This is a genomic window from Quyinboa ferrireducens (assembly GCF_042436675.1).
In the GTDB taxonomy this organism is placed as follows: domain Bacteria; phylum Bacteroidota; class Bacteroidia; order Bacteroidales; family UBA5342; genus JBHJHP01.
The window spans coordinates 66,050-89,458 of record NZ_JBHMVA010000002.1; the positions used below are offsets into that span (position 1 = coordinate 66,050).

The 23,409-nt window shown below is 39.7% G+C and carries 14 protein-coding genes; 9 read left to right on the forward strand and 5 right to left on the reverse strand.

Going from position 1 to position 23,409, the window contains the following annotated elements:
* Positions 1-29: 29 nt before the first annotated feature.
* Entirely contained in the window at positions 30-2,492 is a 2,463-nt protein-coding gene (locus tag ACE01N_RS03750) for a glycosyl hydrolase 115 family protein (protein WP_380584972.1), read from the reverse strand.
* Between the two features lie 78 nt (positions 2,493-2,570).
* On the opposite strand from ACE01N_RS03750, the gene ACE01N_RS03755 reads away from it, so the two are divergent.
* From ACE01N_RS03755 to ACE01N_RS03765, 3 genes are all read left to right on the forward strand, one after another.
* Positions 2,571-2,801: a hypothetical protein gene (locus tag ACE01N_RS03755; protein WP_380584974.1), complete on the forward strand. Its 231-nt coding sequence runs from the start codon at positions 2,571-2,573 to the stop codon at positions 2,799-2,801.
* Positions 2,802-2,945: 144 nt separating this feature from the next.
* The gene (locus ACE01N_RS03760; RefSeq protein WP_380584976.1) at positions 2,946-4,640 is read left to right on the forward strand and encodes an energy transducer TonB; all 1,695 of its coding nucleotides are present in this window, start codon (positions 2,946-2,948) and stop codon (positions 4,638-4,640) included.
* Between the two features lie 92 nt (positions 4,641-4,732).
* On the forward strand, positions 4,733-5,446 hold the full coding sequence (locus tag ACE01N_RS03765) for a L,D-transpeptidase family protein (RefSeq protein WP_380584978.1): 714 nt from the start codon (positions 4,733-4,735) through the stop codon (positions 5,444-5,446).
* 43 nt (positions 5,447-5,489) lie between these two features.
* Here the strand turns inward: ACE01N_RS03765 and trpB are convergent, their stop codons facing one another.
* Positions 5,490-6,704 carry a tryptophan synthase subunit beta gene (gene trpB, locus ACE01N_RS03770; protein ID WP_380584981.1) on the reverse strand — a complete coding sequence of 405 codons (1,215 nt, stop codon included), beginning with the start codon at positions 6,702-6,704 and terminating at the stop codon, positions 5,490-5,492.
* A gap of 327 nt (positions 6,705-7,031) precedes the next feature.
* On the opposite strand from trpB, the gene ACE01N_RS03775 reads away from it, so the two are divergent.
* The 4 genes from ACE01N_RS03775 (at position 7,032) to ACE01N_RS03790 (ending at position 13,953) form a co-directional block, all read left to right on the forward strand.
* The gene (locus ACE01N_RS03775; RefSeq protein WP_375726436.1) at positions 7,032-8,519 is read left to right on the forward strand and encodes an IMP dehydrogenase; all 1,488 of its coding nucleotides are present in this window, start codon (positions 7,032-7,034) and stop codon (positions 8,517-8,519) included.
* Positions 8,520-8,627: 108 nt separating this feature from the next.
* A complete protein-coding gene (locus tag ACE01N_RS03780; protein WP_380584983.1) occupies positions 8,628-10,244 on the forward strand; it encodes a hypothetical protein in 1,617 nt (538 codons plus the stop codon).
* A 112-nt stretch (positions 10,245-10,356) separates the two neighbouring features.
* Positions 10,357-12,054, forward strand: a complete 1,698-nt coding sequence (locus tag ACE01N_RS03785) for a GH39 family glycosyl hydrolase (protein WP_380584985.1) — start codon at positions 10,357-10,359, stop codon at positions 12,052-12,054.
* 312 nt (positions 12,055-12,366) lie between these two features.
* Complete coding sequence (locus tag ACE01N_RS03790) at positions 12,367-13,953, forward strand: hypothetical protein (protein WP_380584987.1); 1,587 nt, start codon at positions 12,367-12,369, stop codon at positions 13,951-13,953.
* 51 nt (positions 13,954-14,004) lie between these two features.
* On the opposite strand, the gene ACE01N_RS03795 is transcribed toward ACE01N_RS03790, so the two are convergent.
* Both ACE01N_RS03795 and ACE01N_RS03800 read right to left on the reverse strand, forming a co-directional pair.
* Positions 14,005-17,238 (reverse strand): S41 family peptidase, encoded by a 3,234-nt coding sequence (locus ACE01N_RS03795; RefSeq protein WP_380584990.1) that lies wholly within the window; start codon positions 17,236-17,238, stop codon positions 14,005-14,007.
* Between the two features lie 347 nt (positions 17,239-17,585).
* Positions 17,586-18,083 (reverse strand): hypothetical protein, encoded by a 498-nt coding sequence (locus ACE01N_RS03800; protein ID WP_380584992.1) that lies wholly within the window; start codon positions 18,081-18,083, stop codon positions 17,586-17,588.
* A gap of 287 nt (positions 18,084-18,370) precedes the next feature.
* Between ACE01N_RS03800 and ACE01N_RS03805 the strand changes: the two genes are divergently transcribed.
* Entirely contained in the window at positions 18,371-21,958 is a 3,588-nt protein-coding gene (locus ACE01N_RS03805) for an autotransporter-associated beta strand repeat-containing protein (RefSeq protein ID WP_380584994.1), read from the forward strand.
* A gap of 452 nt (positions 21,959-22,410) precedes the next feature.
* Positions 22,411-22,671: a hypothetical protein gene (locus tag ACE01N_RS03810; protein ID WP_380584996.1), complete on the forward strand. Its 261-nt coding sequence runs from the start codon at positions 22,411-22,413 to the stop codon at positions 22,669-22,671.
* 32 nt (positions 22,672-22,703) lie between these two features.
* On the opposite strand, the gene ACE01N_RS03815 is transcribed toward ACE01N_RS03810, so the two are convergent.
* A complete protein-coding gene (locus ACE01N_RS03815) occupies positions 22,704-23,030 on the reverse strand; it encodes a TfoX/Sxy family protein (RefSeq protein WP_380584998.1) in 327 nt (108 codons plus the stop codon).
* Positions 23,031-23,409 lie beyond the last annotated feature (379 nt).

The window sequence follows — 23,409 nt, forward strand, 5'->3', positions numbered from 1 at the left end:
TTCACTATTATGAGAATGAGTTAAGCATTCTATTTTTCCTTATATGGTATCTCATAATAAGGTTGATCCGGTGTAAAATCAATTGCCAGCTGATCGAGAATTATACCGGTTTGGTTCACCCAGATACGAATGATATGCGGGCCAATATGTTTGGCATGTGATGGCACTTTAATAATCTGACTGTTACGAAGCGTATTTATTTTCCATTCTTTGCTGCGTCCCCATGTATTCAGGTCAAAAGTCTGTACCGGTAAATTATCTACCCGCACACTGATTTTCTGATCGTACGTGTTCGAGTGGGTAGGCAGACATCTGATCTCCAGTTCAAAGTCCCCTTTTACAGGCGCATTAAAACTGTATTCAATCCAGGGCATCATGTCTGCATCAAAGGTGGTCGTTTTAAATGGCATCAGCGTAACAGCACTGTTGCTGTATCCAAGGCCTGAAATGTTTTCCCAGCGATAATTTTCTTCATTGTCGTAGTTCACATAATCGCTGGCCTGAATAAAGATGCGTTGCGGTGTTTTGTCTGTATCTTTAAATGCTTCCTGAACTTCACTTTCAGGCCAGTCCGGCATTTTATAAACATTCAGGTTCCGTGGACTCATACTCATCATCAGGTCCCACTTGCCACCACTCATCACTTTATTGTAAAATGTAGTAATTGTCTTTATTTCATCATACGATACCTGGCTTTGTTCCAGCAAAGCCTGACGTTTAACAGGAACATCACTTTCCATGGCCAGCTGGTAATACATAAACTTCCGGTTCATAAGTGCCGCACCTTTTACAGGGTATTCCACCAGTTGAAACCAGGCATCTTTACGGTTGTCAGGAATATTTGGTTTTATTTCCTCCAGTTTTTTGACCAGGTCATCATATAGTTTTAAACGTCGTTTTTGTTCTTCCGGATTGAATTCTGACGGATGAACCGGAGTGCTTGGTTCCGTTTGGCTCCAACCCATATATTCAGGTTTTCTGAGAAATGCCAGACGGTAATACTCATTCATCACATCTGTAACTGGCTCAGCTACTTTGTTGTCAAATTCACGGTTCGCCCAATGCAACATGTGGTTTCTGAGATTGGTATTATCATATGCATTTACATTCCATGCCAGATCGAGAAACAGTTCCATGTTGTACTCTGCCGGTTTCAGGTCACCCACATTGGCAATCCAGATGCGGTCAGCACCATTTTCATATGCTTTTTTCATTTCCTGCCAGATGAGTGCCGGCTGGGTAGTGGAGAGCCACAAATAATCATGAGGGCGTCCCCAATAGCTCAGGTGGTAATATACACCGCTAGAACCAGACCGTTTATTTTCTTTATCATTGCTTAACCGTCTGATATAACCATAGTTGTCGTCGCACCACATAATGGTGACATCATCTGGTATTTTCATCCCTTTATTGTACAGATCCAGAACTTCTTTATACAGTACCACGGTTTGTGGAATATCTTCAATATCTTTTTGCTTTGAATCCTTAAGCATTTGACGCTGTGTTTCTATTATCTGTTCCAGCATTTTAACCTGGGCTGAATCCGAACTGCCACCCTGCATTTTCCCATCATGAATACCCCGCATACCCAGCGTGAAAATATTCTCGGCACCACTTACATCGTTAACACGATCCTGCCAGTAATCACAAACAGCTCCCTGATTGGTGAAGAAGTTATAATCACCGTAAAGCTTATGATCCCATTCATCCACATTGTTGCGCAGCATAGGTTCGCAATGCGAGGTGCCAACCACAATATGGTACTTTTTTGCCATCTCGTTGTTCCCTGGAATTTTATAAAAGGCTTTTGTACAGGAGTGCATGGCTGGCCATAGGGTATTGGCTTTGAGCCGGAGCAACAGCTGGAAAATCTTTTCATAGGTTTTAGGACCGATATCACCGGTTTCCGGTTCAAATGTTTTGGCAGCCCACGGTTGTAGTCCCCAATCCTCATCATTCAAAAAGATGCCTCTGTATTTAACGGAAGGACCTTCGGTATAACCTTGTTCAGGCAACAAAAGGTGCAGCGAATCCTGTTTGGTCAAATTCACATCTGCCCACCATTTCCAGGGTGAGATACCCAGTTTTTCTGCTACGTCAAATAGTCCGTAGACTGCTCCCCTGATATCACTTCCTGCAATTACCAGGTTATTTTTTTGTACATCAACATGAAATGTTTCCCAGCGTCCTTCAACGCCGCTGATATGATTTTGTTTGAAAGTTTTAATCAGATCATCCGAAATCTGTCCGACGACAATTCCTTTCCCGGTCGGCATATCGGTTGTTGCTTCAACACTGACCTCAGAACCGGTAATGTTATGCACATCCGTCGCAAAATCATTTACTGCCCATAGAATCAGAGAGTCTGCCTTAGGATCAACATAAATAGTTAATGGCTTGTTGTGTGATGCTACCAGATATGTAATTTCTTTTGGTTTAGGGTTGCAGCTGAACAATAGAATAGTAGATATGATAAGGAAAATTTGTTTCATGTTGTGTTTTTATTTAAGCCGTAAAGTTACTAAATTTTATTGCCTGTTGAAAGTCGCGGACCGACTAGAAGTCTGACGATGATTAAGCATAATGTAACGGCTTTTACTTTACATGGGCATGTTTTGGTTAAGATTTATGGTTGCAATTCTGTTTTTGTTTATGAATTAGAATTATCGTTGTTGCTGATTTTCACGAAAGAGGTGAAAGATACAGGCCTGATATTTGGATCAAACCTGTATATCCGCATTTTTAAGGTTGTTAAAAACTGGCTGGTCCGGTTTTTGATTCTTAATTGCAGCACTTACTAATTGGATTTTCGCCTTATACATTGTTTTTTAGAAACATAACAAATAGTACCTTCAAATAAGTGGACCGTAGGGTATATGTGTAAATTTTATTATTTTAGTCAATCGAAAATTACATATATATTGAAATATATTAACCTTTGTACCATGAAAAAAATCGTTTCACTATGCTGTTTCCTTTTGATATATAATTTGAATGCGCAGAATTTTATCCCCAACTACGAGATAGGGAATTATATGTTATCTGATGGTCGTATTTTAAATGGATATTATGATTTTACCATAGAAACAGAAGAAGCTTTAACCGTGACATATTCTTTTGGAGAAAATTATACCCCTGGCTGTGTTTATAATTTAAAAAATGAAAAATTGAACGGATCAATAAAATATACCGGAAATCAGGGAGTTATTAAATTTAAGGAGAAAGAAAAAGCATATAGAATTTCTCCTGAAGAATGTAAAGGTTATGTGATCGGAACAGATTCATTTACTGTTATCGGTAATTTTAAAATTAATAATACACGTGGTATAAATGAACTTCATGGTAAATCGTTTGCCCAAGTTATTGATAAAATAGGAGAAATGCGTTTTTACATGTATGTATCTGACGATTATTATTATCTGGTACAGAAAAAACAAAATTCTGAAATTCTGTCATTTCCGGAAAAGAAGAAGAAATTTTATCCTTTTATAGATGAATTATTTGATTCTTATCCTGCATTATGTAAGATGCTGAAGGAGAAAAAACCGCGCGACTGGGATATGGGATCAATAATAAAAATGTATAAATACTGGACAACATATAATACCGGTTCTAAAGTATTCTTTAATGCTTTTTGGGATGAGGTTGAAGAAAATAAACCATATTATTATTACGCGAAAGTTGATTCAGTAAATGGAACGGAGTTTCATTTAAGCTACTATATGAAAAACGGAGTAAAACTTTATAACGGAAATTATACATCATTTTATCCTAATATTAAAAGTGGAGATTTTAATTTCTATTATCCCAACGGTAATCTGCGTAAAACCGTAACTTTTATTGATAACAAACCGGCAAAGGAAACAGAATTTTATGCAAATGGAGTAATTCATAGAATAGGGATGTACATGAATTTGGAATTTCTTTCTTTAAAAGAGAGAAAAATAAAATATAAAGGAATAATTGCAGATAAAGAAAAAATTTTTGGGGATTTAGCCTTTTCCAAACAAAGTGTTAAGCCACGAATCATACAATCTAAAAGTAAAACTGGTATAATGTATTATACCGTAAATGATGAAACAGGGAAAAGCTTACTAAATTCTGAAGGAAATGGTACAGAATATATATATGATGCCATATCAGGGAGGAATCTCATTTATGAATATAAAAATTACAGGCCTTTTGTTGTATATTATGAAAATTCTGGCAGTGAAAGAATTTATCAAATCACCAGTGAAAATATATCATCTTTAAGACTAACACCATTATTAAAAAATATTACACAGAATTTTGATTATCCGGAATCGTGTATTAAAAATAATATGCATGGAACCGTTTTAGTAAGGTGTCTGGTTGAACCGAACGGCAAAGTGTCTGAATATAATATTATTAAAGGTATTGGACCGTTAATAAGTAGTCAGCTTGAAAATCTTTTATCCATTTATAAAATGGATGAATTATGTGATCCGGGAAAAGTAGATGGGGAAAAGGTTACACAAGAAGTTATCTTATCCCTTGAATTTAATTTAAATGGTTTTACGGGATATCGCCAGAACAATAACTTTTACATGAATCCAACGATGTTTTATCATTATACACCACCTATTCAGTATCAACCTAAATTTTCAGGTCCGTTTTAGGTATAATAAAACATACTTATAAACGACAGGTTTCTGAGATGCAGGTCTGATGAGGTTTTAAAATATTATAGCAGTCTTAATGTTATCTGAATATGTTTAAGAATGGCTGCATATTTGTACTTTTTATCTTACTATTAAATGGTAGTGTTAAAGCTACAGATCTTCCTGAAAGTAATCTGTCTAAAAAGGTGGTGAAGGAGTGGACACCAAAACTCACAAAGGAGATGGAAGCCAAGAGTCAGGTTTTTGGTTCAGAGCTTTTTATCCGCATATTCAAAGCCAGCAAAGAACTGGAGGTCTGGGTAAAAACAGATTCACTGTTTGAATTATTTAAAACTTACAAAATATGCACATATGGCTGGAAAGGTCCGGGACCCAAAACTAAACAGGGGGATGGTTATGCGCCTGAAGGTTTTTATTTTGTAGTACCGGCTTCCCTGAATCCCTGGAGCAGTTACCATTTGGCATTTAACCTTGGGTATCCTAACGCGTACGACCGCGCACATCACTCCACCGGCGGGTCTTTAATGGTGCATGGTTCCTGTGCATCCATCGGATGCTATGCCATGACCGATGAGCGTATTGAAGAGATTTATACGATGCTGCATTCTGCGTTTAAAAACGGTCAGCCGTTTATTCGTGTTCATATTTTCCCGTTCAGGATGACCGAAAAAGAACTGAATAAGCACAAAAATTCAAAATGGTATAATTTCTGGCTGAACCTTAAAACCGGCTATGACTATTTTGAGGACAAAAAAATACCTCCGAATGTGGATGTAGAATCAGGTAAGTATGTGTTTGAATAAAAGTCACAGTCCGACTTTAAGACGGACCGCGACTGAGAACAATTTATTTTTTTCTGTTTTCCGGTAAACCATATGTGTCAACCACATAGTCGAGATCTTTATCACCACGGCCACTGAGGTTAACCAGAATAGATTTTTGCGGATATTTCTGAGCCAGTTTAATGGCATAAGCCACTGCATGCGAACTTTCGAGAGCCGGAATGATACCTTCCAGACGACTCAGCTCATAAAATGCATCAATACATTCAGCATCATTGATCACATCGTAGTTCACCTTTTTGAGCTCTTTCAACATGCTGTGTTCCGGTCCAACCCCGGGATAGTCCAGACCACTGGCGCAGGAATATACAGGTGCAGGTTCTCCTTTTTCATCCTGCAGCATCAGACATTTAAAGCCATGAATAACACCGGGCTTTCCAAGTGTCATGGTTGCGGCATGTTCGCCCGGATCCAATGATCTTCCGGATGGTTCAACGCCCCATATTGTTACGTCATCATCATCAAGAAATGCAGAGAATAATCCCATGGCGTTGCTTCCGCCACCTACACAGGCAACAACATGATCAGGCAGTTCACCGGTCATATCCATGAACTGATCTTTGGCTTCAATTCCTACCACGCGCTGAAAATCACGTACCATCATCGGGAATGGGTGAGGTCCTACAACGGAACCGATACAATAGATTGAGTTAATGGGATCTTCCAGATATTTAACAAATGCTGAATCCACCGCTTCCTTAAGGGTTTTTAAGCCATGTGTAACCGGAACAACTGTAGCGCCCAGAATTTCCATTCTTACTACATTAGGGTGTTCCTTGGCGATGTCAACTTCGCCCATGTGGATTTCGCATTCCAGACCAAAATAAGCAGCAGCTGTTGCCAGTGCTACACCATGTTGTCCGGCTCCCGTTTCAGCAATCAGTTTCTTTTTACCCATGTATTTTGCAAGAAGCGCTTCACCCATACAATGGTTGAGTTTATGGGCACCTGAATGGTTAAGATCTTCCCGCTTCAGGTATATGCGGCCTCCGTATTTTTCAGACAAACGGTTGCAGTAGTAAACCGGCGTTGGCCTTCCCTGGTAATGTTTTCTGATGCTTCTTAGTTCGGATATAAATTTGTGAGATTTGCTGATGGAGAAGTAGGCGTCATTGATCTTCTTCATTTCTTCTGCTATTTCAGGCGGAACAAATGCACCACCATACTCTCCGAAATACCCCTCTTCGTTGGGATATGTTTTAAAATAATTTTCCTGCATGATGTTTCGAGTTAGATATATTGTGGCTAAAATAGCAAAATTTTGAAACCATCCTTTTTAAATGGGCAGCAAACTGTTTGAAAAATTGAGGTTTCGCGTTAATTTAGTAAGAATATAAATAGCCACATTGATGCTTAAGTTTCGGATGAACCGGAATTTGGGTCTGTTTTTTAATCTTTTGTTTATAAATTAATGCTTTACCGGATGTATTGGACTTTACTTTCGTTGCTAAATGTCATAACTTCGTTTCCCAATAATTCATAATACTTGGTGAATTATACAGGTTATATTAACTTTGCGCAATTTTTATTCAAAAGGTGGTACAAAATGGCAATTTTCCTAGAAGAAATATCGAGAACATTCAGTGAATACTTACTGATTCCGGGCAGAACAACAAAAGCTTGTGTTCCGGATCAGGTATCATTAAAAGCTCCGTTGACAAAGTTTAAGAAAGGAGAGAACCCGGAACTGGAACTCAATGTTCCTGTAGTATCTGCAATCATGCAGTCTGTGAGTGATCATAACATGGCCATTGCCCTGGCACGGAACGGTGGATTATCATTCATTTTCCAGTCACAGCCCATTAAGGATCAGGCTGATATGGTTCGACGCGTGAAGAAATACAAGGCCGGATATGTGGTGAGTGATTCTAACCTTACGCCTGAGAATACACTGAAAGATGTAATTGAGTTAAAGCAAAGAACCGGACACTCTACCTTAGGTATCACACACGATGGAACGCCAAACGGTAAATTATTAGGTGTGGTAACTGAACGTGATTACCGCTTAAGCCGTGATCCGATGGACAAGAAAGTGGCGGAATTTATGACGCCGTTTTCAAAACTGGTAACCGGTCAACTTGGAATTTCTTTAACCGAAGCCAACGATATTATTTGGGAACACAAGCTAAACAGCCTTCCGATTATTGACAAGGATCAGAACCTGCAGTATTTTGTGTTCAGAAAAGATTATGACAGCCATAAGGAATATCCGCTGGAATTAAGTGATACGAATAAAAAACTTTTGGTTGGTGCAGGTATCAATACCCGTGATTTTAAAGAACGTGTTCCGGCATTGATAGAAGCAGGTGTGGATATCATGTGTCTGGATTCATCGGATGGGTTTTCTGATTATCAGAAAGAAACCATTCAGTATATTAAAGAAATGTACGGCGAAGATGTTAAAGTTGGTGCCGGAAATGTGGTGGATCGTGATGGATTCCTGTTTTTAGCCGAGGCCGGAGCTGATTTTGTAAAGGTTGGTATTGGTGGCGGATCTATTTGTATTACCCGTGAACAGAAAGGAATTGGTCGTGGGCAGGCAACTTCTATTATTGATGTGGCTAAGGCACGTGATGAGTATTTTGAGAAAACCGGGGTGTATGTGCCAATCTGTTCAGATGGTGGTCTGGTGCAGGATTACCATATGGTTCTGGCACTGGCAATGGGAGCCGACTTCCTGATGATGGGCCGCTATTTTGCCCGTTTCGATGAAAGCCCTACCCGTAAAATGATGGTAAACGGAAATTATGTGAAGGAATACTGGGGCGAAGGTTCAAACCGTGCACGTAACTGGCAGCGCTATGATATGGGTGGCAGTGAAAATCTGAAATTTGAAGAAGGTGTGGACAGCTTTGTGCCGTATGCTGGTAAGTTGCGTGATAACCTGGAGATGACATTGGGTAAAATTCGATCTACGATGTGCAGTTGTGGCGCAACATCCATCAGTGGACTTAAGAAAAGTGCAAAAATTACGTTGGTATCATCTACCAGTATTGTAGAAGGTGGTGCGCATGATGTGATTATTAAGGAATAGAAGAATTCTGATTCAGATATGGAAAAGGAGTCCGAAGGGGCTCCTTTTTTTGTTTTTTGATGGTAATATAAAATTGTATAATTTTAAGCTGGTATAACGAATAACCTTATGCTAAAATCCATTTCATATATCCTGAGTTTTTTCTTTACTATTCTGATATTTTCTCATTTATCATGCAGCAAGAAGGAATCAGTTTTTGGTAATCCCCCTGCTTTAAGTCTGGATAGCATTGTCACAGTGACGGCAGAAAAAGTAATATTTTACGGGAACCTGGTCTGGCCAGAAACAAATTCAGGACTGATAAGAAAGGGGTTTTTAATTTCAGAAGAAAAGGATATTGAATTAAATGGTTACGGTGTAAAGGAGATTGAAACAAATGCTGATTCAGCATCTGTTTATGTCGATAAGTACAGGAAGTATTTTGTACGTATGTATTGTGAAACCTCAGCCGGTGTTTATTACTCAGAAGAAAAATCATTCAAAGCATTTAAAAAAGGATTGTATTTTACCTGTCTTGGAGGTTCCGGTGAAGACGACGCTAATCAGATCTGTGTTGCACACGACGGCGGATATGTGATAGCCGGTGTTACGTCATCGGATGATGGTGATATCGCTCATAACTTTGGGAAAAAGGATTTTTGGTTTGTAAAGATTGACCAGGATGGTATGGTTGTCTGGAGTGAGACGTATGGAGGAAACGGGGACGATATAGCCACTGACGTTTGTCAATCTTCAGATGGAGGATATTTTATTTCGGGTTCCTCAAATTCAACTGATGACCTTACGCAAACCAATAAGGGCGGAAGCGATTACCGGATCGTTAAAATAGATGTTAACGGACAGATGATTTGGCAAAAACTATTTGGTGGTTCTGCTGATGATATTGCCACTTCAGTTGCTGCTACTGATGACGACGGCTGTATTGTTGCAGGTTACTCTGCATCTTCAGATGGAGATATAAGCCGGAATCATGGTCTAAACGATTGCTGGATTATTCGTTTAAGCAGCAACGGAGAAATGGTTTGGCAAAGAATGATAGGAGGCAGTAAAAATGATGAAGCCTATACTGTTAAGCTTACATCTGATAAGTACTTTATTATTGCCGGAACTACCGAGTCAGACAATGGTGACATTACAACCACTCCACAGGAAAAAGATGGATGGATTATTAAGATAGATGAAGGGGGTGAAATTATGTGGCGCAATACAGTGGGGGAAGGTTTTAATGATATGTTTTATGATGTGATTTCCGCAGATGATGGAGGCTATATTGCTGTGGGAGTTTCATACAGAGATTACAATGAGAAGGAACAGAGCGGTAATTCGGATTTTTTTGTAGTAAAATTCGCATCTACCGGCAGTGTTGAATGGAGTAGTCGTTTTGGTAGTAGTGGTGAAGATGTAGCAACAAGGGTGGTCCAGAATAATGATGGTAATTATATGGTTTGCGGTAATGCTGCAAACAAAGATCAGGATGTGAGAGATTTGTACGGTAACCGTGATATATGGCTGATTGAAGTGGGTGAATCGGGAGACTTGCGCCGTAGCAATAATTATGGAGGTACAAATTTTGATACCGCATCAGGTATAGTTCTTTCAGATCGGGGATATATCGTAACCGGAACTACATATTCGGGAGATGAACATGGTGCTTTTAATCACAGAAGCGGCTCAGCTGATATAATTGTTCTGAGCATGGATAATTATAAAACCTTTGGAAATTAAGTAAATACCAGGTTTAAGTTGTATATTATTTTGCAATCTTGTTTCATGAAAACTTTTGCAGTTGCATAATTTTTATGAACTTGTGATTTATTAATAATCAAAATCCGGTATTATGAAACTTCCTTTTTATTTGTACGCAGCCCTGTTAGTTATTGTAGTCGGCGCTTGTAAAAATCATCCTGATGGTACATCTGCTGATGTAACGATTACTGTTAATACTGATCATGTTCGTGGACCGGTAAGCAATGCATGGGCTATGTTCGGGTACGATGAGCCAAATTATACGTATATGAAAGACGGCAGAAAGTTACTGTCGGAATTATCGGAACTCAGTCCCGTTCCGGTTTATGTAAGAGCACATAATCTATTGTCTACAGGTGATGGAACTCCGGCTCTGAAATGGGGCTCTACCAATGCTTATACCGAAGATGAAAATGGTAATCCTGTTTATGACTGGTCCATTATAGATAGTATATTTGATACCTACACAGAGCGGGGGATGAAACCACTCGTGGAAATAGGGTTTATGCCTAAAGCACTTTCTGTTAAACCTGAACCTTATCAGCACAAATGGCGTCCGGGGGCACCGTACAACGAAATATATACAGGATGGGCTTATCCTCCAAAGAATTATGAGAAATGGGCCGAACTTGTTTATAACTGGGTCAGACATTGTGTTGACCGGTATGGAAAAGAGGAAGTTGAAACATGGTACTGGGAATTATGGAACGAACCCAATATTGGCTATTGGCAAGGTACAACTGAGGAGTATCTGAAACTGTATGATTATACCTCCGAGGCTGTTAAACGGGCTCTTCCAACCGCTATTATGGGCGGACCTCATTCTACCGGACCTTCGTGGGACAAGGCAGAGAAATTCCTGAGAACCTTTCTGGATCACACCTCAAAAGGTAAAAACTATAAAACAGGTGACACAGGCTCGCCCGTTGATTTTATCGCTTTTCATGCAAAGGGTGGTCCGAGACTTCAGGACAGTGTGATCCAGATGAATATGGGTACACAACTACGGGACGTATCCAAAGGTTTTGAAGTGGTAGCTTCTTACCCGGAATATAAAAACACACCTGTCATAATTGGCGAATGTGATCCTGAAGGATGTGCGGCATGTTCCATGCAGGATTATCCGGCTAATGCGTATCGCAACGGTACTATGTACAGCAGCTATACAGCTGCATCTTTCAGTCGTATTTATGATTTGATGGATCATTTTGATGTGAATCTTCGGGGCATAGTTACCTGGGCCTTTGAATTTGAGAATCAGCCTTATTTTAACAGTTATCGTGATCTTGCCACTAACGGCATAGATAAGCCGGTACTGAATATTTTCCGAATGTTTGGTATGATGCAGGGAGATAGAGTAGAGGTAAGTGGTGACCTGGCGTACAATTATCAAACTGTTAGAGATTCCAGTGTACGGGGGAAAGAACGCGATATAAACGCAATGGCAACTATAAATGATTCCGTTACAACAGTGTTGGTCTGGAATTATCATGATTTAAATGTGATCACGTCCCCGGAACGTGTTAAGATCAACCTGGAAAATTTGCCGGCTAAAAATGTAATTCTTACACATTACAGAGTGGATAAGACGCACAGCAATGCATATGAATTGTGGCAGGAAATGGGATCACCACAGAATCTGACGGATGAACAATATGCCATGCTGGAAGAGGCCGGAAAACTTCAACAACTGGATAAAGTAAAATCAATAAGAATAAAGGACGGAGAAGTTTCAATTCCTGTCGATCTTCCGGGGCAGGCAGTATCATTGTTGGTTTTAAAATGGTAGATAGTGTAAACGGCTATATTTAGATCCGGAGGGAAGTAATCAGAGTATATTATTAGCACATTTTTTAAAACCTACGGGTATCAGATCCTGTAAGATATTTATCGGGAAATGGTTTTAATTATTTGTTTTAGAGACATGTGAGATGGTGTGTTGAGCATCCTGAATCTTATTGTTAACCGTGCCACCGGTTTTCGTTATTCGCACCTGGTTTTAAAGCGGTAAATGTTAAAGCTTTTCATAATTCAGGAATTGTAGAGCGATATCAGTTCAAAATTTTTATTTTTGCCTGTTGATTTATTTTAGTTTATTCTTATGAAAAAAAACTTAGCCTGTTTATTTCTTGCCGGAATAATTGTATCATCCTGCACGGAAAAATCAGATTCATGTGATGAATTACCAGTTGTGTCTGTTGACAGTATAACTGAAATTACTGCAAATAGTGTAAGAGTGCATTTAACTATAACTGCTCCCGAGTGTAATCAGGAGGTGATTCAGCAAGGGTTCGTTTTCTCGGAAAAAAAGTTTCCGGAAGTTGAGGGAAAAGATGTGAAAACCCGGATCTATTATGATAAAAGTTACAGAATTGAGCGGCTTGAACACCGTAAGACATATTTTATACGGGCATTTTTGGAAAACAGTAGTGGCATACATTACTCTGAACAAAAAGAATTTAAAGTAATAAATGAAGAATTATTTTATACCTGTCTTGGTGGAATTAATTTTGATGCGGGATTTTCCGTAAAACAGACCCGTACCGGTGACTTTCTGATCGCCGGTGTTTCAACTTCAAACGATGGTAATTTATATGATAATAAGGGCAAAAAAGACGGCTGGATTGTAAAACTTAGCAAAACATCGCAGGTGATCTGGCAGCATAATATGGGAGGAAGTAATGATGATGCCTTTAACAGTGTTTGTCTTACATCTGATGGCGGTTGCCTGGTAGTTGGTGAAACGTTATCAGTGGATGGTGATATAACTTTTAATAAAGGCTCGTCTGATGCATGGGTTGTCAAACTTGATTCATATGGTAATATGGTATGGCAACAGCCATTTGGCGGCACCTATGATGATGGCGCTAATTATATCACAAATACTAAGGATGGCGGTTATATTATAGCGGGTTATTCAAGATCTTTTGATGGCGATGTTACTGGAAACAAAGGGGCTGAAGATGTGTGGCTGTTAAAACTTAATGCAGAGGGAGTTATTGAATGGCAGAACAGTTATGGCGGAAAGCTGTCGGATATTGGTACTTCCGTTCAGGAAACTTTAGATGGAGGCTTTATTGTAGGGGCCAATACCTATTCATCTAATGGTGATGTAGCTGTAGACTACGGTATGCAGGATGCCTGGATGTTTAAAACTGACTCAAGAGGTAAGCTTTTGTGGGAAAGAACAATAGGGTCACCCCAGGATGATGGTATGGGCCAGGTTATCCAGTCCAAAGAAGGATATTACATAGCTGTAGGTAACAAGTATAATATTAAAAACAGCAGCTCGGATTTGCTGATTGTTAAGTTGTCGGAAACAGGTTCAGTTATTTCTCATGATTTGTACGGAGAGAATGGGATTGATGGTGCTTCGTCCATAGTGCAGGCTGAAGATGGCAATTTTTTTATCAGTGGAACAATTGATCCCGATGGTGGTGCCAGTTCTCAGAGTGATCTGGATTTGCTTGTAATGAAGATGGATCAGTCAGGAACTGTTCTGTGGAAAAAAACATATGGCGGTGTCAATATGGATATATCGAGTGAGATTCAGCTTACAGACAAAGGTGTGGTGGTGGTTGGTTCAACATACTCTTATACCAATGAAGCTGTTGATAACCATAGCGAGGGAATGTCGGATTTTTTTATTTTAAATATGAACAGCGAAGGAACGTTTGATTATAGATGATAAAGTATAAATGAACAGCCAACTTTGATGGTTGGCTGTTCGCATTTATTCTTATTTTTTCAACATTACCTTCACGGCTTCTTCAAGCTGCTGGTCATGACCTTCAGCCATTTTGCCGGGTTCATTCTTCACTTTAATATCCGGTTCCAGTTGATTATTCTCAAGGAATTTTGTGTCGCCAACCGGTCTCCAGCCTCCCATAGGAATACCAAAATACAGGGTTGGGTCAATCTGGGTTTCCCACCATACAAATGTTCCTGTTCCCGGAACAGGCATGCCAAGTGTTTGTCCACCGTGTTTAATCTTATACGCTACCGGGAATAAATGTGCATCTGAATAATTACTCTCGCTCATCAGTACGATAGACGGTTTTACCCAACGGTTCCAGGGCTGATAACCGATGTTCTGGCCATGTGGAATGATCTCCATATATTTTTTCCCGGTAAGGAAATCTGATAGTACATCGTGGAGGTTTCCACCGCCGTTAAACCTGGTATCCACTATCAGGGCATCCGCCTGTAAAAATCTACCTAACGATTCATCCACCACGGTACGCATACTGGCGTCATTCATGCCTCTAACGTGAATATAGCCGAGTTTTCCGCCGGAAAGTTTAACTGTTTCGTCACGACGGGTATCTACCCAACGCTTATAAAGTAATTGATTCTCAGTACCAAGTGAAACAGGTTTTACAACTTCTTCCCAGTGTTTTTTATTGTCCGGATCAAAGACAGAAAGCAACACGTTTTGTCCCTCTTTCCGGTTCAGTAGCATATAAAAATCTATATCAGGAGTAATCTCAATACCATCAATTTTTTCAATAATGTTGCCTGCTTTTAGTTTTGAATCTGCTTTATTGAGCGGACCTTCTTCAAGTACTTCAGCCACTTTAACACCCTTCCCTTTCCATGCATAATCATATAATAAACCAAGTGAAGCGGTCTTGTCTCCCTCTGGATACTGATGCCTGAACCCACTTCCGGTATGCGATGCATTCAGTTCTCCCAGCATCTCACTCAGCATCTCTGCAAAGTCGTAGTTATTATTGATATATGGCAGAAATCCTTCGTATGCATTTTTGTAGAATACCCAGTCCACACCCTGCATGTCCGGCACATAGAATTTTTCTTTGACCTGCCGCCAGGCATGATCAAAAATGTATTTACGCTCCAGGTCTTTTCTCAGAACCATTTCGCCGTTTGTGCTGATATTCTTCGTTTTACCGTCTTTTGTGTCTACTTTTATGGGTTTGCCATCTGAAAGCACAAGAATGAAATCGCCGTCTTTAGACAGATCCATACTCACACGGCTACCACCGATTTTTGCAAATTCCTTCGTCTTTTTCGTTCTCAGTTCTGTCTCCCAGAGGTTATATTTACCTTCGAATTTGGTGAGATAATACAGTTTATCACCGTCTTTCGATATCAGAAAGTCAGCTGCAGAGGAGGTATTTACGGTTAGTTTTTTCTTTCGGTCGATCATGTTATCCCAATCAAATTTTAAGTCCTCAACCTCATCTTTATCCTTGTCTTTTTTGTCCTTTTTCTTGTCATCTTCCTCATCTTTTTTTGCTTTTTCTTCCTTCTCCTTCAGTAGTTCGTAATCCTCTTCGGACAGGTTAAAACGATCCCATGCTTTTTGTGTAAAGAACATGCCATAGACATCGCCTTCGTTTGTGAAGCCATTTTCTCCCTTATTGCCTTCCCTGGTTGATAACCAGATCATCATCTTACCATCCATAGCCCACTTTGGAATCACGTCTTCATAACCACTTTTTGTCAGGTTACGCAGTGTGCCTTCGCCGGAAGCTTCTATCAAACCAACTTCAGGCCAGAACATCCGGTCTTTGGGACCGTAATTTACAAGGAACCATTTACTGTCCGGCGACCATTGATACCACATATCACCGTCAGAGTAGGAATAGTTGTATTTAGCAGGCAGGATAACCCGTGTTTTTTTTGATTCCAGGTTAACCACCATTAACGTAGTTCTGTTTTGAAGATAGGCTACTTCCTTACCATCCGGTGAAAAGGCCGGTTGAAATTCTTCTTCTTTTGTGGCAATAACAGGTTCTTCTTTCAAAATAGTGCTCATAAAGAAATAAGGTTCGTCTTCGCGTACAATAGATGTTTTATACACATTCCAGCTGCTATCAACTTCTGCAGCATACAACAGTGATTTCCCATCGGGACTGAAACTCACGCTTCGTTCCTGATAAGGTGTATTGGTGATCCGTTTGGTGGTTCCGTGTTCAATGCTGCTTACAAATACTTCGCCCCTGAAAACATATGCAAATTCTTTACCGTTGGGAGAGACGGTGGATTCTGTAAAGCTGTTGTTTACCTTCACATTTTCCGGAATTGTCTGTCTGCCGTCATAAGCAACAGAAACATTTACTTTTTCAGGTTCACTGTCAGGATGCATGGTATATAACTCTCCATGGTAACTGAAACAGATTTTTCCATCATCACTTTTACTCAGGAACCGAACCGGATGGTTTTTAAAATGTGTCAATTGTATATCTGATCCCGGATTGCTGATGGAACTTTTGTGTACATTAAATGAGCCGCTTTTCTCACTGAGAAAAAAGTAATCATCTCCGTTATTATCAAAAACCGGATTGCGGTTTTCTCCTTTAAAAGTTGATAACTGCTTATAGGTATTTGAATCGGTGTTGTATACCCAAATATCGCGCGTTACAGCTGATGTATGATGCTTTCGCCACTCGTTTTCATAACCTTTACGGTCGTGAAAAATGAGTTTTTTCCCATCAAGACTGTATTTTGCATCGTGTGCCGGTGAGGTAAGGATTTGATCTACCCGGCCTCCTTTTACAGGAACAGAGTACAATTCTGCCATTACACCACTGGGGAACTGAACATTGGTAGCCAGATCCTGTCTGACAGCAGAAAAGATGATGCCGGCATTGTCAATGCTGAAATCACTGGGTGTTTCGTTGTTGGAATGAAAGGTCAGGCGTTTGGCGTCACCGCCCGAAGACGGCATCACAAAAATGTCAAAATCGCCGTAACGGTCCGAAGCAAAAGCTACTTCTTTTCCATCATGGCTCCAGACAGCAGAGAATTCATAACTGTCGCTAAGCGTTAAGGGGACTGCCTGCCCGCCTGATGTGGGAACTTTGTAAATGTCGCCCTGGTAATTAAACAGAATGGATTTCCCATCAGGTGAAATAGCAGGATAGCGCAACCATAACGGATGATCCTGACCATAAACAGTTAATCCTGCAATAATAGCCAGTAAAAAGAATGATACACGTGTTTTCATCGTAAATGTGTTTATGTTGTGTGTGATTGTATGTGGAAAAAATAAGTTTACGTAAGTTATATCAGATTAAAATCCTGTACATTTTAAAACCTGCTATTTTAATAAAAGTTCAGTGTTTAAAGTTTCAAAATCCTAAATTATTTATGTTGATCCGAAACCTGAATGTAAATTTATATATGGTCTGCCAATCAATAGTTATATTTTATTTCATTGTTATCCGGCTAAAAATCAATATTACTTAAAGATTCTTCGCTTCATTTTACTATGCTCGGAATGACAGCCAGCAAATGCCTGTCATTCCGAGTATAACGAGGAATCTCTGAGGCTTTAACCGGACAACAGTAATTTTATTTAAAAGAATACCCGAATGCAAATCCGATAAATGGCAGGCTACCCCAACTATCAGGATCAGGAAAGATTGCCGGCAAAAACTCGGGATAAATTTTAAACATAAATCCTTTTTTGCTTTGATAGCGATATCCGGCCATAATGGATAAAACCGGAGGATCCGGACCTTCTTCGGTATATAAAAACGGCTGATGATAACCTATTCCTGCTTCAAAAAAATGTTTGGATCGGCCATAAAGAAAAATCCCTTCTGCAATGGCGGCAAAGCATTTGTTGCCGTAATCCCTTCCAAGTCCGCCTCTTATGGCAAAGCTTGATTTATTCTCCGGAAGAAAAAGTCGTTCGTAATTCATTGAAATGGTCAAAAAGAAATCGTGTGCCAGATACACAGTATTCTGTTTTTTATCTATTTTATCAGCAACAAGTAGCTTACCGGGCTGAGCATTTAATCTGTTGATAGATAAAATCAATATGATCAGTATAACTGAGGTTCTCATTTCTGTTATATTAAGGTATGTGAGTCTTCATGTTTTTATTTCTGAAATAAAAATACCAGAACTGGTCCTCTAAAAGTTAACTCTTAAAGTTATGACTAAATTTTTGAGTTTTCAAGTTTTTGGTCAGCAGAGATATTCAGTGTCATTTTGTGTAACACTGTAGTCAATCTGTGTATTTTATGAGATGCTATTTTGCCGTAATTTAGCGCTGCATTGGGTGATGCAACTATTTGGATGATCTACATTTCTTTTTTTACAGAATACACAACATTTCTAACAATATTATCATGAAATTATCATTACGATTTTTTAAGTTAAGTACTTTAATTCTTTTTATTTTAGCCGGTTTTTCAGTTAAAGCACAGTTGCCGGCATTTCCGGGTGCCGAAGGGTTTGGTAAATACGCTACAGGAGGACGCACAGGTTCAGTATATCATGTAAACAACCTGAATGATACAGGAACAGGATCATTTCGTGATGCGGTGAGTCAGTCGAACAGGATCATTGTGTTTGATGTTGCAGGCGTTATTCGGATCAATTCAACTTTGGCAATTTCTCCAAACCTCTATATTGCAGGTCAAACAGCACCGGGCGAAGGTGTAACTGTATATGGAGACCGGGTAACGTTCAGTGCTGCAAATAATACGATTTGCCGATATGTCAGGTTTAGAATGGGAGTTGTCGGATCAAGCGGAAAGGATGCTATGGGGATAGCCAACGGGAAGGATATGATTTTTGATCATATCTCTGTGTCCTGGGGACGTGATGAGACCTTTTCCATTAACTGGGACGGTAAAGGAACAGAGCCTACCAATATTACCATTATGAACTCCATTATTTCGCAGGGCTTACTGCTTCATTCTGCCGGTGGTTTGATTCAGACCGGTGGTGGTGTGACGCTTTACAGAAACCTGTATGTGGATAACAGTACCCGTAACAACAAGGTAAAAGGGGTAAGTCAGTATGTAAACAATGTGGTGTACAACTGGAAAAACGGTGCATATATCATGGGAGGGGATTCAGAAGGAAGTTCTTATGTGAATGTGAATGGCAACTACTTTATAAAAGGTCCTGATATGGGCGGAACACCAATTAGTGACGGAAATTCAGATTTTCATATTTATGCTGATGATAACTGGCACGATAATAACCTTGATGGTGTTCTTAACGGTTACGAAATTCCTTTCAGTGAATACAGCGGAGGGCCCGATTTTCAGGCTGAACCGTTCGATTATCCGGTACTGCCTACCGTTGCTGCAACTACATTGGTTGACACGCTTTTGCCAGTGGTTGGTGCATCACTACCTTATAGAGATTTAGCTGATTACTATGTGATTGATGAGGTTAAATCATTTGGTATAAAAGGGGAGTTGATCAGTAGTGAAAGTACCTTGCCGATCGGTGCACCCTCATCCTGGTATTTGTGGCCGGGGACAGCCCGTACCGATACCGATAAAGATGGCATGCCGGATGCATGGGAAGATGCCAACGGGACCAATAAAACCGTAAATGATGCCATGACAATTGCCGCAAATGGTTATACCAATATTGAGAACTATATTAACGGGATTGATGCCTCATCATCACAGGAATACATTCGTACTCCACTGAACTTCGCTGTAAAATCGGCCACACAGAATTCTATTACATTTGAATGGCTGGATTACACTGAGAAAGAAGACGGGTATATTTTGCAACGTAAGATTGATGGTGTATTTGTCAACATTGATACCGCAGCTGCCGGTTCTTCTACTTTTACGCTTGAAGGTCTTGAGCCTGAAGAGAGTGGCGTGTTCCGCATTTTTGGCTATAATGATAATACAGTTTCAGACTATTCAAATGAACTGACAGCAAAATCAAGACCCGTGGAAGTACCGGTAGTTGATCCGGAAACCTATTCCCCGGATTTGATCTGGAGAGGGCTGGTAGATAATTCCTGGAATGCTTCAACCATAAACTGGTATGATGGTACCGGCGATGTTGCTTTTGCAGACGACAAGAAGGTTATCTTCGGCGATACTGTATCGGGGAATAAAAATATCACAATTGCTGAAACTGTTTCTCCTGCGGTTGTGTTCGTTAGTTCGGATAACGACTATACCTTTACAGGATCAGGCAATATATCCGGATCCGGATCAGTAAATAAAACCGGAAGCGGAACGTTTTCCATCTCAACCTTGAATACCTACACCGGAGCAACAGTTGTTTGGGATGGGACACTTATTATTAATAAACTGGCAAACGGTGGTGTGGCCAGTGGACTGGGCGCTTCACAGAATTATGCCTTTAACTGGGTTATGAAAGGAGGAGCTGTTCATTATGTAGGTGGCAGTGCTTCTACTGACAGAAACATAACCCTGGATGAGACAGCAGAACTTGGTATAAATTCTGCCAGTGCTATTGTCACCATGAACGGAACATTAAATGGTGCCGGTGGATTTGTGAAATCAGGTGACGGAACACTCAAACTGTATAACGAGATAGGGAACAACTACGAGGGTGATACATACATTAAAGGGGGAACCGTAAATGTTGATTTAAAGCAAAAAACAGATGTTTCCGGTGTACTCGGAATAACCAATAAGATTTACCTGAATGGCGGAACACTGGCATTAACAAACGGACAATCATCCAACTACGAAGAGTATAACTTTGAGTTAATAGTGCCGGAAGGAACAAGTGGCGGTTTTGCTCCTTACCGTAACTGTTACATCAAATCGAAGGTTTCAGGTTCAGGAACATTAAAATATACGATTCCGTATTTGCGTGAGTATATTCAGGGAGACTGGTCAGAATTTACAGGCGTGTTGAATGCGTATGGTGCAAATCCTACCAACAGTGGAGGAAGCCAGTTGATGCTGAATAATACAGTTGGACTACCTTATGCGCGTGTAAATCTTTCGGGTAATACAAAAATTATTAACTGGGCAACTACCGGAACCATGCGTTTGGGAGGACTTTCCGGATCAACCGGAACTTATCTTGGAGCAGCCAGCAAACAGACGGATGGTACTAAAATGACCTGGATAATTGGTGGTTCCAGTACTGATGAAACATTTAACGGGATTATCAATAACGATTGTTCTGCTAACGGTCATTACGGTGTGACGTATATTGAAAAGGAAGGAACCGGAATATGGAGACTGAATGCAAGCAATGTATATACGGGTACAACCACAATTCATGACGGTAAACTCATAGTAAACGGTACACATTCAGCAACAGCTTCAACTTATGTAAGAGGTGGTGTTCTTGCAGGTAAGGGATGGCTTAAAGGTACAGTAACCATATACGATGGAGCTGCCATAGAACCAGGTGATAACAGCATTGCTACTTTACGTGTTGCCCGTTTGGTAATGAACGAGGGTAGTGCCGCTAGTTTTGATATTAATGCAGATAATAACACCTGTGATAAGGTATATTCTTATGGTACTGTAACGTATAACGGCACACTTAATCTGACGATAACCGGCGAATTATCAGCTGGCGATCAGTTTACGCTGTTTAATGGTACCAGCCATTCAGGAAGCTTTGATGCCATTGTTCCTGCAACTCCGGGTGAAGGCCTTGCCTGGGATTTCAGTAACGGTGTACTCAGTGTAGATTATCCTGAAGCAATAGACGATGTTACATCATCCGCTGTATCTGTCTATCCTAATCCTGCAAAAGATATGTTAACAGTGAAAATGGATAAGATCTATGGTTTAGTGACTGTAAGAGTTGTGAACCTGACCGGAAAGATCGTGAAACAGCAACAGTTTGATGGTGGATCAGATTTCAATATAAGCTTATCAGAATTGTCATCCGGTTGTTATTCAGTAGATATATTGGCTGATCATAAGATTATAGGAAAGCAGAAGCTGATAAAAGAATAAAAATTTATATCAAGTGGAAACGCCCGAATAGGGCCTTTCCACTTGATTAAAGCTAACTTACAAACCTTGCAAAAGTCCTTTCATGACATTTGCAAGGTTTTTTTGATATTTATCTGGAATTACCCTAATTATGTATGTGCCTTAAACAAAACCAATGTCAGATAAATTTCTTAACAAATACAGAACATCCTCACTTCGTTTGCAAAAGTAGGACTATGGCTGGGATGGCAAATATTTTATAACTATTTGTACGAAACACAGGGAGTATTTTTTCGGTGATATTGATCATGGGAGAATGATATTGTCTGAAACGGGAAAATAGCCTGCAAATTATGGATTGAAATACCTGAACATTTTTCATTTGTGAAACTGGATGTATTTATAATAATGCCCGATCATATGCATGGGATAATTATAATTGATAAAAAGACAAGCTGAACAAGCAAGAACCAGTGGAAACGTCCGATTCGGGCTTTTCCACTGGTTCTAACTATCCTGAACAAATTGCTGCTGCCATGGAAAAATGGAAGCCGGGCACATTAGGTGTTATTATTAATCAGTATAAACGGGCAGTTACAATTAGAGCCCGAAAGATTAACTCTGAATTTGCCTGGCAATCCAGGTATTATGAACATATCATCAGGACACACCAATCGTTTGAACGAATTAAACGATATATTAACCTGAATACAGTAAACTGGAAAAAAGAATAAATCTGTGCCCCATTTTCATAAATCACAAGGTCTCACTTCTTTTTCTTCTTCGGTTTAGGCATTGGCAGTTCCTTAAGAGAAATCCTGACTAGTTTGCTCAGCCATTCCCGGTCCTCAATTTTGTCTTCAATCAGAAAACTGTTTTTGGCACCGGGGTAGGGTGGCGCTTCCACTACATTTCCAATAAATTCACGGCCTGATACGGTGGGTTTAATGAATAACTTATTATCACAGATAAGGCCGAATAGTTTCCCATCGGCATAAACAGCGTATTCACCGAACATTTTCCGGGCTGTTATTTCTCCTGCATTTTCAATCTGCTCTACCACAAAATCCACAAAGTTTTGACTGGATGCCATTTCCGAAAGTTTATAATTATATATTTCAAATTTAAGTAATGTCAGATTGTTTGTAAGGAATTATTTAGAGTTTCTGTAAATTTTATCATGCAATGAATTTTTATTATCAGCTTTATAGTAAAATTCAGATACAAAATAGTATATTGTTAAGATGATATTTTAGTATGTAAGTATGACAACCTTCTTATTCGAATTGATTGAATTAATTGGAAATATTTATTGAGATATATGGATGGACGTTGGTGCAATAATTTTATACTAAAATGTTGTGCAGCAATTATCTCACGCAGAAAATGCGAACTTGTGATGCTTAATAATTTATGATATCAACAACTTTCTCTTTGACAGGATTAGGAAGCATGAATGGTGTAAAACAGGG

What these genes read in the sequence shown, in the direction of transcription:
- ACE01N_RS03755 (WP_380584974.1), top strand. Translation starts at nt 2,571, where the DNA reads ATGATTAAGCATAATGTAACGGCTTTTACTTTACATGGGCATGTTTTG.
- ACE01N_RS03805 (WP_380584994.1), top strand. Translation starts at nt 18,371, where the DNA reads ATGAAATTATCATTACGATTTTTTAAGTTAAGTACTTTAATTCTTTTT.
- ACE01N_RS03760 (WP_380584976.1), top strand. Translation starts at nt 2,946, where the DNA reads ATGAAAAAAATCGTTTCACTATGCTGTTTCCTTTTGATATATAATTTG.
- trpB (WP_380584981.1), bottom strand. Translation starts at nt 6,704, where the DNA reads ATGCAGGAAAATTATTTTAAAACATATCCCAACGAAGAGGGGTATTTC.
- ACE01N_RS03750 (WP_380584972.1), bottom strand. Translation starts at nt 2,492, where the DNA reads ATGAAACAAATTTTCCTTATCATATCTACTATTCTATTGTTCAGCTGC.
- ACE01N_RS03800 (WP_380584992.1), bottom strand. Translation starts at nt 18,083, where the DNA reads ATGAGAACCTCAGTTATACTGATCATATTGATTTTATCTATCAACAGA.
- ACE01N_RS03765 (WP_380584978.1), top strand. Translation starts at nt 4,733, where the DNA reads ATGTTTAAGAATGGCTGCATATTTGTACTTTTTATCTTACTATTAAAT.
- ACE01N_RS03795 (WP_380584990.1), bottom strand. Translation starts at nt 17,238, where the DNA reads ATGAAAACACGTGTATCATTCTTTTTACTGGCTATTATTGCAGGATTA.
- ACE01N_RS03790 (WP_380584987.1), top strand. Translation starts at nt 12,367, where the DNA reads ATGAAAAAAAACTTAGCCTGTTTATTTCTTGCCGGAATAATTGTATCA.
- ACE01N_RS03785 (WP_380584985.1), top strand. Translation starts at nt 10,357, where the DNA reads ATGAAACTTCCTTTTTATTTGTACGCAGCCCTGTTAGTTATTGTAGTC.
- ACE01N_RS03780 (WP_380584983.1), top strand. Translation starts at nt 8,628, where the DNA reads ATGCTAAAATCCATTTCATATATCCTGAGTTTTTTCTTTACTATTCTG.
- ACE01N_RS03815 (WP_380584998.1), bottom strand. Translation starts at nt 23,030, where the DNA reads ATGGCATCCAGTCAAAACTTTGTGGATTTTGTGGTAGAGCAGATTGAA.
- ACE01N_RS03775 (WP_375726436.1), top strand. Translation starts at nt 7,032, where the DNA reads ATGGCAATTTTCCTAGAAGAAATATCGAGAACATTCAGTGAATACTTA.